Origin of the sequence: Rhizomicrobium sp. (assembly GCA_037200985.1) — a bacterium.
Lineage (GTDB): Bacteria > Pseudomonadota > Alphaproteobacteria > Micropepsales > Micropepsaceae > Rhizomicrobium.
Window position 1 is genome coordinate 2,585,005 of sequence record JBBCGJ010000001.1, and the last position, 12,166, is coordinate 2,597,170.

Below are 12,166 nucleotides of genomic sequence, written 5' to 3' on the forward strand. Positions count from 1 at the left end.
GGTGTTGTCTCCCCTTGCGCCCGCAGGCGGTCACACGTGCTCTTCGGCACGTCGCGGCAAGCTGTCAGGAACCTGCCGACCCGTCAATATTCATTCACATGTGAATGAATATCTTGGCGGCGGTGATGCTTTTGCGTCACGGGTGCCGCGCCGCCCCGTCCCCTCTTCAAGCCATCCGGGGATGTGCTATCCCTTCCGGATCGCGGGCGTAGTTCAATGGTAGAACGGAAGCTTCCCAAGCTTCATACGAGGGTTCGATTCCCTTCGCCCGCTCCATCTCCCGGCGCAGCCGACGGCCTGCTTCGAACGACGCGCCGTCGCGATCAGCCGTCGCGGCGAAACATCCGCGTCGCGACGAGACCGACGACAAATCCGATCGCCGCCGCGATCAGCGCGACCTTGAGCACCAGGCCCAGGATCTTCAGCACGACGAAGATGAGGACGGCCACGACGAGCGCGGCAATGAGTTCGAGGGCCCGCATGTCGAGTCCGCTCCCGAAGGTTGCGTGTCGGAAACCCATTCGCCGCCGCTTCGATCCCAGAACTATGCGTCCCGGAGCGCCGGCACGCGCATCCGGTCGGCGATGTACCAGGGACTATACAGCACCAGCGTGGCGAGGATGCCGATCGCGATCGCTTCGGGGATGTACCAGGGCCAGGCCGGCATGAGGTCGAACACGGTTGCGTGGCCGGGCTTGGCGCGGAAGAAGCCGTAGTTCACGCCGAGAATCCAGTCGGTCGTCGCGGCGGCGGCGGCATAGGCGAAGATCCAGGCCACGACGCGCGGGATCGAGGCGGGCACCGGGCGCAGGCCGGTGCCGAGCACGAGATAAAGCACCGCGGCGACGATCGCGCCGTGGCCGAGCAGGAAAACGACGAATTGCGCCTCGGGAAAGGCGTAGTTCACATCCGGCGTGACCAGCCCCTGCGTGGTGCCGGCGAGCGCCCAGAAATAGGCGAGTTCGAACGTCTTCTGCCCCGGCGCAAGCAGCGCCGCGATCAGCGCGATGGATGCCCAGTCGCACAAATTCATCGGAAGTTCGTTACCGGGGCCGAGCCAGCCGCGGGCGATGAAGAGTCCGTACCAGGCGATCCAGGTGCCGATCAAAAGAGCGGCGAGCCCCTTGCGGACGATGGCGTCGGCGCGCGGCCCGCGCCGGCGGGCGATGCCGGCGAGGATCGTGGGGACCGCGAGCGTGAGCGCGATCGCCACGAGATGCTGGGTCCCGAACAGGACGAATGGCTGGTGCAAGAGTGCCCCTCTTCGCCGACGCGCAGCCGAGGGAACCGCGCGAGCATGGCGGATTGTGGGCGCAATGACGGCCGGTTCGCGCCGTGTCCGCATTGCCCCTCGCGCGAAGGACGGCACACCCCGGCCGGCAGACCCGAATACCGCGCCGGCGGGACCCGGTTCCGGCGCGGAATGGCCGAACGTCGCAGCGCCGCAATTGGGTTCGCGCGCCGCGGCCGGCGCGCTATAAGTGGTCACCGTGCCCGGCGAATCCCTTGCCGGGAGACTCGTTTCATCCGGGTACGGTTCATGTCCAATGTCGCGGTGATCGGCGCCCAATGGGGCGACGAGGGAAAAGGCAAGATCATCGACTGGCTCGCGAACCGGGCCGAGATGGTGGTGCGCTTCCAGGGCGGCAACAACGCCGGCCATACGATCGTGGTCGGCACCAAGACCTACAAGCTCTCCCTGCTGCCGTCCGGCGTGATCCAGGGCAAGCGCTCGATCATCGGCAACGGCGTGGTGGTCGATCCGTGGTCGCTGTTGGAGGAGATCGCGCGCGTCGGCGCGGCCGGCGTGGCGGTGACGCCGCAGACGCTGGTGCTCGCCGAGAACGCGGTTCTGGTGCTGCCGATCCACAAGGAGCTGGACGCGGTGCGCGAGTCGTCCAATTCGCTGCAGCGGCTGGGCACCACCAAGCGCGGCATCGGCCCTGCCTATGAGGACAAGGTCGGCCGCCGCGCCATCCGCGTCATCGACCTGAAGGACCTCGCGGGCCTGCCCGCCAAGATCGACCGGCTGCTGGCGCATCACAACGCGCTGCGCCGGGGCGCCGGCGCCGAAGAGATCGATGCCGGCGCGCTGCTGGCCGCGCTGACCGAGATCGCGCCGAAGATCCTGCCCTTCGTCGGGTCGAGCTGGCGCGAGCTCGACGCCGCGCGCCGCGCCGGCAAGCGCGTGCTGTTCGAGGGCGCGCAGGCCGTGCTGCTCGACATCGACCACGGCACCTATCCCTATGTGACGTCGTCCAACACGGTGGCGGGCCAGGCGGCGGCCGGCGCGGGGATCGGACCGCGCCAGATCGGCTATGTGCTGGGCATCACCAAGAGCTACACGACGCGGGTCGGCGAGGGGCCGTTCCCCACCGAGCAGCAGAACGCCGTCGGCGACATGCTGGGCGAGCGCGGCAACGAGTTCGGCACGGTGACGGGGCGCAAGCGCCGCTGCGGCTGGTTCGATTCGGTGCTGGTGCGCCAGACCGCGATCACCGGCGGGATCGACGGCATCGCGCTGACCAAGCTCGACATCCTGGATACGTTCGAGACCATCGAAGTCTGCACCGGCTATCGCCTGGGCGACCAGCTGCTCGACTATCTGCCGGCCGACGCCAACGAGCAGGCCCGGCTCGTGCCGGTCTACGAGACGATGGAAGGCTGGCGAAGCTCGACGCGCGGGGCGCGGAGCTGGGCGGAGCTGCCCGCCAACGCGATCAAATATGTCCGGCGGATCGAGGAGCTGATCGGCGCGCCGGTCGCGCTCCTCTCCACCAGCCCGGACCGGGACGACACGATCATGGTCAAGGACCCGTTCCTCGGTTGATCACCCTCCCCTTGAGGAAGGGTCGAGATCTGCGAAGCAGATTTCGGGGAGGGGTCCGGCGGCAGGGCTCCACCCCTCTCCGAAAATCTCGCGCGCGCGCTGTCGCTACGCGCCGCTTCGATTTTTCGGCCCTCTCTCAAGGGGAGGGCGGGCTTCCCTAACGGCACCGCCTCTTTCGCGGCGTCACAAAACGCGGCACCCTTCGCGGCAGAGATAACGCGAAGGGAAACGCTCCATGATCAAGACCCGGTTCACCGAGATGTTCGGCGTCGAAACGCCGATCACGATGGGCGGCATGACGCGCGTCGGCAAGGCCGGGCTCGTCGCCGCCGTCGCCAATGCCGGCGCCCTGCCCTTCCTCACCGCCCTGACGCCGGGCTCGCCGGACCTGCTGGCGAAGGAGATCAAGAACACCTTCCAGATGACGAACAAGCCGTTCGGCATCAACCTCACCATCCTGCCGACGATCAATCCGGTGCCGTACGACGAATACCGCCAGGTGATCGTCGAGAGCGGCGTCAAGGTGGTGGAGACCGCGGGCAACAATCCGCAGCCGCACCTGCCGGCCTTCCGCGCCGCCGGCATCAAGGTGATCCACAAATGCACCAGCGTGCGCCATGCGGTGAAGGCGCAGTCGGTCGGCGTCGACTGCGTCTCCATCGACGGCCTGGAATGCGCCGGCCATCCCGGCGAGGACGATGTCGGCGGCCTGATCCTCTTTCCGGCGACGGCCGACAAGCTCACCATCCCGATCATCGCGAGCGGCGGCATCGCGGATGCGCGCGGGCTGATCGCGGCGCTGGCGCTCGGCTGCGACGGCGTGAACATGGGCACGCGCTTCATGGCGACGGTCGAGGCCGACATTCACGAGAACGTCAAGAAGCAGATCGTGGCGAATGACGAGCGCGGCACCAACCTGATCTTCCGCACCATGCACAACACCGCGCGCGTCGCGAAGAACGCGATTTCCGACCAGGTCGTCGCCATCGAAAAGAAAGGCGGCGCCAAGTTCGAGGATGTGCGCGATCTCGTCGCCGGCACGCGCGGCGCCGGCGTGCTCGACAGGGGCGAGATGGATGCCGGCATCTGGTCGGCCGGCCAGACGCAAGGCCTCATCCACGACATCCCGACCTGCAAAGACCTGGTCGGGCGCATCATGCATGAAGCGCACGCCATCGTGCGCGAGCGGCTGGACCGGATGGTGGCGTAGCGCCGTCCGCCGCTTCGCGGGGCCAAATCACGGGGCAATGCGCCGGAGTTAGCTCTGGCCTGCCCCTTGATTTGCCGTTACTTTACGGCGTCTGTCGGGCTGTGGGGGCCGTTTGCACCGTTTACTTGCGGCGCTGTTCGTTCTGGTCGCCGCTGTGCTGGAAGCGTCGGCTGCCTTCGCCGCGCCCGTGACCCCGCCCTTCGAAGTCGTCAAGAACCATGTCGAGATCGAGGTCCAGCCCGACGGCGCCTATGTCGAATCGCGCGAAGTGGTGTACCGCCTTCTGACCGAGCAGGGCGCGCGGGCGCTGCGCGAAATGCAGCTCGGCTTCACCCGCAGCTATCAGTCCTACATGATACCGGCGGCCTATACGCTGAAGAAGGACGGGACGCGCATCGACGTGCCGCGCGACAGCATGCTGCTCGGCTACGGCGCATCGAACTCGCCGGGCTTCCAGGACACCCAGACCCTGACGGTCGTCTTTCCCAATGCCGAGGTCGGCGACGAGGTCGCGATCACGACCCTGTTCCGCCAGATCAGGCCGTGGTTCGGCCAGTCCTACACCGAGGAATTTCTCTACAGCAGCGAGATCCCCGCGCATGACGTCGTGGTCGCCCTGACGGCGCCGGCCGACATGACGTTCCAGATCGACGCGGCGGGGCTGACCGCCCTGCCCGACGAGACTCTGGGCGGCAAGACCCGCCGCGTCTGGCATTTCCGGAACGACACGCCGACCGCGCCGGAAAGCGAGGCGGTGGACGCCTATGACCGCAGCACCAAGCTCGTCATCAGCACGTTCAAGGACTACCGCGCCTTCGCCGGAACCTATTCCGAGATGCTCAAGGACCGCGCCGAGGTCACGCCGGAAATCCGGACGCTGGCCGACACGCTGACGCAAGGCCTCAAGGGGGATCGCGAACAGGCGCGCGCGCTTTACGAATGGGTGGCGCTGCACATCGCCTATGTGAACATCGTGCTCGGGGCGGGCGGCTTCGTTCCGCACCGGGCCGCCGACGTCCTCGAAAACAAATACGGCGACTGCAAGGACCACGTCATCCTGCTGGAGGCCCTGCTGGCCGCCAAGGGGATCGACAGCACGCCGGTGCTGATCAGCGCCGAGGACCGTTTCACGCTGTCGCCCTCGCCGTCGCCCTATGTCTTCAATCACATGATCACCTATGTGCCGGAGCTCCATCTCTACCTGGACTCGACCGCGCGCTATGCGCCGTTCGGCGTGCTGCCCTTCTCGGACGCGGGAAAGCCGGTGATCCACGTCGACGGCGGCGAGACCGCGCGCACGCCGCCGGCCGGCGCCGCCAACGCATCGATCCGCTCGGTCGAGACCATCGCCATTGCCTCCGACGGCAGCGTGAGCGGCGAGACGCGGGTCACCGCGACGGGCGCGCCGGCGGTCGACCTGCGCGGGCTGGTGGACTCGATCAAGACCACCGGCGAGGTCAATTATTTCCGCCAGATTATGGGACCGGGCGTCGACGCCACGCTCGACGCCGGCAATGTCGGCGGTCTCGACCCGGTCTACAGGTTCTCGGCGCATTACCAGGAGGCCGGCGCGCTGAATATTCCCGGCCCCGGCACGATCCCGTACCACGTCGTCTACAAGCCCTTCGCCTTCACCAGCCTGATCGCCGGCGGGCTGCCGCCGACCCGAACCCAGCCCTATATCTGCATGTCGATGGCGGCGGAGGAGGACCTCACCATCCGGCTTCCGCCGGAAGTCCATATCCTGGCGCTGCCGCATAGCGAGACGCTGTCGGCCGAGGGCGTCGACCTGGCGATGACCTTCTCCCATCCGGACCCGGCGACCATCCGTGCCGAATTGCGGGCGCGCATCGACCATCCGACGAGCAGCTGCACGCCTGCCTATTACGCGCGGGTGCGCGGCGCGCTGGCCCGGATGACATCGGCGCTGCGCTCAGAAATCCTCTACAACTAGGCCCGCGATGCAGCGCCCGATCCTCGCCGCCCTGTTCGCCCTCGCGATGCCGGCGACGGCGCACGCGCAGGCGCCCGTCCTGTGCGACCGGCTCGGCGCGAACGCGCCGGTGGCGCTGACCTCGCACCTGCCGCCGCCCGAACTCTATCCGCCGCTGTCGGCGATGATGGGCGAAACCGGCATGACGATGGTGCGCTATTCGGTCGAAGCGAGCGGCGATGTCGGCGAGGCCGGCGTCGCGCGCTCGAGCGGCTCGCTGCGCCTGGACGATGCGGCGATCGCCTTCGTGAAAGGCTTCAAGTTCAAGCCCGCGACGGTCGACGGCAAACCCGCGGCCTGCGTCCGGCAGATCGGCGTGCAATGGGCGCTCCACGAGGATACCTCGCAGACGGCGGCGCATATCGGCGGACCGGCCCTCTATCCCGCGGCCGGGGACTTCCCGTCCGGCGCGTTGGCCGCGCACGAGGAGGGGACCGTCGACTTGATAGTCATGGTCGACGAGAAAGGCACCATCAACCTCATTCTGCCGATGACAAAGACGCGGTTCCCCGACCTCAACGCCGCCACGGTCGCCTATCTGGGCCGGCAGAAGATCGTTGGACCGACCATCGACGGCAGCCCGGTTCGCGCGGCGATCATCGTGCGGGTGGTGTGGTCGCCGACCGGAAAGCCGCCGGAGGCCACAGCCTCCGCCCCGCCCGCGCCGCCGCCAGCCGGCGAGGATGCCCGGGCACAGCATCCTTGAGCGCCGTCAGGCGTCCCTGATCCCAAACCGCAACAGATCGAGCGGGCCGCGGCCCGCGCCGAAGCCGGGTGCATTCGCGATGGCGGCCTGCACGAAGGCGTGCCCGCGCGCGACGGCGCCGGCGAGCGCCAGGCCCTGCCCCAACCCGCACGCGATGGCGGTCGACAGCGCGCAGCCGGTGCCGTGCGTGTGCCGGGTCTCGATGCGCGCGGCGGTGAAGGCGCGCGGCGGATCGTCGGGCGTGAACAGCATGTCCGTCAGCACGCCGCCTTCGCCATGGCCGCCCTTGATCAGCACCGCTTCGGGGCCGAGCGACAGCAGCGTCTCGCCGGCGCGCGCGATATCGCCGGACATCGCCGGCGCAAAGCCGCACAGGCGCCGGGCCTCCGGCAGGTTGGGCGTGATCAGCGCGGCGCGGGGAAAGAGTTCGGCCTTCAGCACCTCGACCACGGCCTGGTCCGCCAATGCGGTGCCGCTCGTCGCCGCCATGACCGGATCGACCACCAGCGGAATGCCCCTGGCATGGGCGGCGAGGCTCGCGGCGACCGCGCGCGCGATCTCGGCCGAGCCCAGCATGCCGATCTTGATCGCGTCGGCGCCGATGTCGGACAGGCAACGCTCGATCTGCTCGCGCACCATGGCGGGCGCCATGAGCTGGATCGCGCCGATGCCGGTCGTGTCCTGCGCCGTCACCGCGGTGACCGCGGTCATCGCATAGACGCCGAGGGCGGACGCCGTCTTGATGTCCGCCTGGATGCCCGCCCCGCCGGAGGAATCCGAGCCGGCGACGGCGAGAAGCCGCGCGGGCTTCGTCAAGCCGCGACTTCCTGGATCGCGCTCACGATGTCGTTCACCACCGAACGAACCAACGCCTCGTCGTCGCCTTCGGCCATCACGCGGATCACCGGCTCGGTGCCCGACTTGCGCACCAGCAGGCGCCCGGTGCCGTTGAGCCGCGCCTCGCCGTCCTTGATGCACTCGGCGACGCGGGCATTGCCGAGCGGCGAGCCCTTCTGATAGCGCACGCTTTCGAGCACCTGGGGCAGCGCATCGTAGAGATGCGCCGCCTGGCTCGCCGGCTTTCCGTCCGTCGCGAGCACCGCCAGCACCTGAAGGGCCGCTATCAGCCCGTCGCCGGTGGGCCCGATGTCGTTGAGCACGATATGGCCGGACTGCTCGCCGCCGACATTGTAGCCGCCCTTCTGCATCTGCTCGATCACATAGCGGTCGCCGACCGGGGCGCGCGCCAGGTTGAGATTCATGCCTTTCAGGTAGCGCTCGAGCCCGGCATTCGACATCACCGTGCCGACCACGCCGCCCCCCTTGAGCCTTCCCTTCGCCGACCAGGATGTCGCCAGCAGGGCGAGCACCTGGTCGCCGTCGATGATGCGGCCGCGCTCGTCGCACATCACGACGCGGTCGGCGTCGCCGTCCAGAGCGATGCCGAAATTGGCGCGCATCTCGCGCACCTTGGCCGACATGGCCTCCGGCGAGGTCGAGCCGCAATCCGAATTGATGTTGAAGCCGTTGGGCGCAACGCCGATGGCGACCACCTCGGCGCCGAGTTCCCACAGCACCTCGGGCGCGACCTTGTAGGCGGCGCCGTTGGCGCAATCGATCACGATGCGCAGGCCCTCCAGAGTGAGGTCGGTGGGGAAGGTGCGCTTGGCGAATTCGATGTAGCGCGCCTGGGAATCGTCGATGCGCTTGGCGCGGCCGAGCTTGGGCGCGGTGGCGAGGCCGGATTCGAGTCCGTTGTCCATCAGCGATTCGATCGCCGCTTCGTGCTCGTCGGACAGCTTGCAGCCGTCCGGGCCGAAGAACTTGATGCCGTTGTCCTGGTACTGGTTGTGCGAGGCGGTGATCATCACGCCCATGTCGGCGCGCAGGCTGCGCGTCAGCATGGAGACGGCCGGCGTCGGCAGGGGCCCGAACAGGAAGACGTCCATGCCGACCGCGGTGAAACCGGCGGTCAGCGCGTTCTCCAGCATATAGCCCGACAGGCGGGTGTCCTTGCCGATCACGACGCGATGGCGATGTTCGCCGCGCGTGAAGATGCGGCCGGCCGCCATGCCGGCGCGCATCGCGACGGCCGGCGTCATGGAACCTGAATTGGCGCGGCCACGGATGCCGTCGGTGCCGAAGTACTTCCGGCTCATGCGCTGTCGATCCCCTGGGTGCGGTGCGGATTTAACAGCATTTTGACAGCGAGAGGCGCAACAATTGTTAACGGATGCGACAGCGCCTAGCCGCCGTCCAGGGCTTTTTCCAGCAAAAGCGCGTCCTTCAGTTGCCCCGGCGCGTGGGTCCGGATGAAATCCGCCCCCCGGCGAACGGCGTGGAGCTCGGCCGCCAGGCTCGCCGGTCCGGCCTCGGCGGCGTTCTTGCCGGTGATCCGGCGCAGGAAGGATTTCCGGGAGACCGAGACCAGAAGGGGAAGGCCGTAGCGCGCCTTGAGATCGGGAAGTTGCCGCAGGACGGTGAAGGAGGCTTGCGGGTCGGAGCCCAGGAAGAAGCCCATGCCGGGATCGAGGATCAGCCGCTCGCGCGCGACGCCGGCCTTTTCAAGCACCGCGAGCCGCGTGTCGAAGAAGCGGATGACGCGGTCCATGATCTCGCCCGCGGGAATGTGCACGCGCGTGGCCGGGCCGCGCTGCTGCACCGAATGCATGACGATGAGCTTCGACCGCGCGGCCGCGAGATCGGGGTAGAGCGCCGGATCGGCGAAGCCTTCGATGTCGTTGAGATAGGCGACGCCCTCAGCCAGGGCCCAGCGCTGCACCGGCGGCGAAAACGTGTCGATGGAGAGCGGCACGCCGGCGAGTGCCGGCAGCACCGAAGCCAGCCGCGCGATCTCGACCTCCGGCGCGACGCCGCGCGAATTGGGATTGGAAGAGGCCGCCCCGATATCGAGTACATCCGCGCCCTGCGCCGCCAGCGCCTTGCCTTGCGCAATCGCCGCCTCCGGATCGAGATACTTGCCCCCGTCCGAGAAGGAATCGTCGGTGATGTTGAGGATGCCGAGGATGACCGTCATGGCCTGCGGCGGCCGAAAGGCGTGAAACGCGACGGCGCCGCGCCGTCCGGACTCCAGCCGATCCACACCGGTCGCGCGGTATCGCCGCCCTCGAACAGGACCCACACCGTCGCGCCGGGCGGCGGCGATGCGGTCGCCCGCGGATCGGCCGTGAAGGGCACGCTGGCGCTTGCCCATTCGGTGAGGCCGTCGAGATCGGGGATGCGCACAAGCAGGCGAAAGGCGCGCTGCGGATCGGCCGACGATTCGACGGTGGCGCGGTGAAGCGCGAAATCGGCGGCCTGTGCCGGCGCCGCGGCAATCAGAGCGGCGACCGCCGCCGGAACCGTCAGACGCATTCCTTCCCCCGTCGGATTGACGGAGGAAGGATAGCATCGATTGGACGAAATGAGAGGTTCAGCGTCCCGGCGAAGGCTCGGGCGCGATGGGCCCGATGCCGCCGCGCGGGCGGCCGGCGGCGGGGACGGACGGTCCCGGACCGCGCTCGGGCGTCGGCTCTTCGTACGGCGTGCGGACCGGCTTGACGCCCTTCATCAGGCCGACGATCTCGTCGCCCGTCAGGGTCTCGTATTCCAGCAGGCCCTTGGCGACCGTGTGCAGGTCGGCGAGCTGCTTGGTCAGGATGCCATAGGCGCGCTGATAGCATTCGTCGATGATGCGGCGGATTTCGCTGTCGATCTTCTGCGCCGTCGACTCGGAGATGTTCTGCGTCCGCGACACGGAATGGCCGAGGAAGACCTCTTCCTGGTTCTCCGCGTAAGCGAGCGGGCCCAGCGCGTCGGACATGCCGTAGCGCGTGACCATGGCGCGCGCCATGCGGGTCGCGACCTCGATGTCGTTGGAGGCGCCGGTCGTCACCTTCTCATGGCCGAAGATCAGCTCCTCGGCGATGCGGCCGCCGAAGAAGATCGTGATGTCGGCCAGCATCTTCTGCCGCGTCAGCGACAGCCGGTCGCGTTCCGGCAATTGCATCACCATGCCGAGCGCGCGGCCGCGCGGGATGATGGTCGCCTTGTGGATCGGATCGGAGCCTTCGACCGCGATGGCGACGATGGCGTGGCCGGCCTCGTGATAGGCGGTGAGCTTCTTCTCGTCCTCCGACATGACCATGGAGCGGCGTTCGGCGCCCATCATGACCTTGTCCTTGGCGTCTTCGAGCTCGGCCATGGTCACGACACGCTTGCCGCGGCGTGCCGCAAGCAGGGCCGCCTCGTTGACGAGGTTGGCGAGATCGGCGCCGGAGAAGCCCGGCGTGCCGCGCGCGATGGTGCGCGGCTCGACATCGGGCGCCAGCGGGACTTTGCGCAGGTGGACGCGCAGGATTTTTTCCCGTCCGCCGAGGTCGGGATTGGCGACGACGACATGGCGGTCGAAGCGGCCCGGACGCAGCAGAGCCGGGTCGAGCACGTCGGGACGGTTGGTGGCGGCGATCAGGATCACGCCTTCGGTGGATTCGAAGCCGTCCATCTCGACCAGGAGCTGGTTCAGCGTCTGCTCGCGCTCGTCGTTTCCGCCGCCGAGGCCGGCGCCGCGATGGCGGCCGACCGCGTCGATTTCATCGATGAACACGATGCAGGGCGCGTTCTTCTTCGCCTGCTCGAACATGTCGCGGACGCGCGACGCGCCGACGCCGACGAACATCTCGACGAAGTCCGAACCCGAGATCGTGAAGAACGGCACATTCGCCTCGCCGGCGATGGCGCGGGCGAGCAAGGTCTTGCCGGTGCCCGGCGGGCCGACCAGGAGCACGCCCTTGGGGATGCGGCCGCCCAGGCGCTGGAATTTCTGCGGATCCTTGAGGAAGTCGACGATCTCTTTCAGGTCGTCCTTGGCCTCGTCCACGCCGGCGACGTCCTCGAAGGTCACGCGGCCCGTCCGCTCGGTCAGCATCTTGGCGCGGGACTTTCCGAAGCCCATCGCTTTGCCGCCGCCGGCCTGGAGCTGGCGCATGAAGAAGATCCACACCGCGATCAGGAGCAGCATGGGCAGCGCGTTGAGCAGCACCGCCATCAGATTGAACCCGTCATCCGGCGGCGACACGGTCACGTCGACATTGTGCTGGTTCATCAGCGGAATGATCGAGGTGTCGCTGGCGGGAACGACGGTGGTGAAGGGCTGGTTGTTGCCGAAGACGCCCTTGATGCTGTCGCCGGACACGGTGACCGACTTCACGTCATTGGTGAGGACTTCCTGGCGGAATTTCGTGTAGTTGATGGCGGTTGAGTTGGCCTGCTTGGCGGTTCCCTGGAACAGGTTGAACAGGAACACCAGCAGCAGGGCGACGACGATCCAGAGCGCCAGATTGCGAAGATTGTTCAAAGGGCCGTCCTTTCGAGCGGGGGCCAGGGCCTAAGGCACGACATGCGACCTGACAGATAGGTCGCTTTTAG

Annotated in this window: 11 protein-coding genes and 1 tRNA gene; 5 read left to right on the forward strand and 7 right to left on the reverse strand. The window is 67.9% G+C overall.

Going from position 1 to position 12,166, the window contains the following annotated elements:
* Window positions 1–202 precede the first annotated feature (202 nt).
* A tRNA-Gly gene (locus tag WDN01_12670) sits at window positions 203–276 on the forward strand.
* Window positions 277–323: 47 nt separating this feature from the next.
* Here WDN01_12670 and WDN01_12675 read toward each other — a convergent pair.
* Both WDN01_12675 and WDN01_12680 read right to left on the reverse strand, forming a co-directional pair.
* Window positions 324–482 (reverse strand): hypothetical protein, encoded by a 159-nt coding sequence (locus WDN01_12675; GenBank protein ID MEJ0026873.1) that lies wholly within the window; start codon window positions 480–482, stop codon window positions 324–326.
* 62 nt (window positions 483–544) lie between these two features.
* Entirely contained in the window at window positions 545–1,252 is a 708-nt protein-coding gene (locus WDN01_12680; GenBank protein MEJ0026874.1) for a TIGR02206 family membrane protein, read from the reverse strand.
* 288 nt (window positions 1,253–1,540) lie between these two features.
* Between WDN01_12680 and WDN01_12685 the strand changes: the two genes are divergently transcribed.
* The 4 genes from WDN01_12685 (at window position 1,541) to WDN01_12700 (ending at window position 6,739) form a co-directional block, all read left to right on the forward strand.
* Window positions 1,541–2,830, forward strand: a complete 1,290-nt coding sequence (locus WDN01_12685) for an adenylosuccinate synthase (GenBank protein MEJ0026875.1) — start codon at window positions 1,541–1,543, stop codon at window positions 2,828–2,830.
* Between the two features lie 235 nt (window positions 2,831–3,065).
* Complete coding sequence (locus WDN01_12690) at window positions 3,066–4,040, forward strand: nitronate monooxygenase (GenBank protein ID MEJ0026876.1); 975 nt, start codon at window positions 3,066–3,068, stop codon at window positions 4,038–4,040.
* Window positions 4,041–4,152: 112 nt separating this feature from the next.
* Complete coding sequence (locus tag WDN01_12695) at window positions 4,153–5,994, forward strand: DUF3857 and transglutaminase domain-containing protein (protein ID MEJ0026877.1); 1,842 nt, start codon at window positions 4,153–4,155, stop codon at window positions 5,992–5,994.
* Between the two features lie 7 nt (window positions 5,995–6,001).
* The gene (locus WDN01_12700; GenBank protein ID MEJ0026878.1) at window positions 6,002–6,739 is read left to right on the forward strand and encodes a TonB family protein; all 738 of its coding nucleotides are present in this window, start codon (window positions 6,002–6,004) and stop codon (window positions 6,737–6,739) included.
* A 6-nt stretch (window positions 6,740–6,745) separates the two neighbouring features.
* Here WDN01_12700 and thiD read toward each other — a convergent pair whose 3' ends face one another.
* The 5 genes from thiD to ftsH form a co-directional block, all read right to left on the reverse strand.
* Window positions 6,746–7,555 (reverse strand): bifunctional hydroxymethylpyrimidine kinase/phosphomethylpyrimidine kinase, encoded by an 810-nt coding sequence (gene thiD / locus WDN01_12705; protein MEJ0026879.1) that lies wholly within the window; start codon window positions 7,553–7,555, stop codon window positions 6,746–6,748.
* A complete protein-coding gene (gene glmM, locus WDN01_12710; GenBank protein ID MEJ0026880.1) occupies window positions 7,552–8,898 on the reverse strand; it encodes a phosphoglucosamine mutase in 1,347 nt (448 codons plus the stop codon). Before glmM ends, thiD begins: the two co-directional genes overlap by 4 nt.
* 86 nt (window positions 8,899–8,984) lie before the next feature.
* The gene (gene folP / locus WDN01_12715) at window positions 8,985–9,776 is read right to left on the reverse strand and encodes a dihydropteroate synthase (protein MEJ0026881.1); all 792 of its coding nucleotides are present in this window, start codon (window positions 9,774–9,776) and stop codon (window positions 8,985–8,987) included.
* Window positions 9,773–10,114: a phage baseplate assembly protein V gene (locus tag WDN01_12720; GenBank protein ID MEJ0026882.1), complete on the reverse strand. Its 342-nt coding sequence runs from the start codon at window positions 10,112–10,114 to the stop codon at window positions 9,773–9,775. Before WDN01_12720 ends, folP begins: the two co-directional genes overlap by 4 nt.
* 58 nt (window positions 10,115–10,172) lie before the next feature.
* Window positions 10,173–12,095 carry an ATP-dependent zinc metalloprotease FtsH gene (gene ftsH / locus WDN01_12725; protein MEJ0026883.1) on the reverse strand — a complete coding sequence of 641 codons (1,923 nt, stop codon included), beginning with the start codon at window positions 12,093–12,095 and terminating at the stop codon, window positions 10,173–10,175.
* Window positions 12,096–12,166: the final 71 nt, after the last annotated feature.

Bases quoted from the DNA above. Each gene is read 5' to 3' on its own strand.
- WDN01_12720 (MEJ0026882.1), bottom strand. From the start codon at position 10,114: ATGCGTCTGACGGTTCCGGCGGCGGTCGCCGCTCTGATTGCCGCGGCG.
- WDN01_12700 (MEJ0026878.1), top strand. From the start codon at position 6,002: ATGCAGCGCCCGATCCTCGCCGCCCTGTTCGCCCTCGCGATGCCGGCG.
- WDN01_12690 (MEJ0026876.1), top strand. From the start codon at position 3,066: ATGATCAAGACCCGGTTCACCGAGATGTTCGGCGTCGAAACGCCGATC.
- WDN01_12675 (MEJ0026873.1), bottom strand. From the start codon at position 482: ATGCGGGCCCTCGAACTCATTGCCGCGCTCGTCGTGGCCGTCCTCATC.
- WDN01_12685 (MEJ0026875.1), top strand. From the start codon at position 1,541: ATGTCCAATGTCGCGGTGATCGGCGCCCAATGGGGCGACGAGGGAAAA.
- glmM (MEJ0026880.1), bottom strand. From the start codon at position 8,898: ATGAGCCGGAAGTACTTCGGCACCGACGGCATCCGTGGCCGCGCCAAT.
- folP (MEJ0026881.1), bottom strand. From the start codon at position 9,776: ATGACGGTCATCCTCGGCATCCTCAACATCACCGACGATTCCTTCTCG.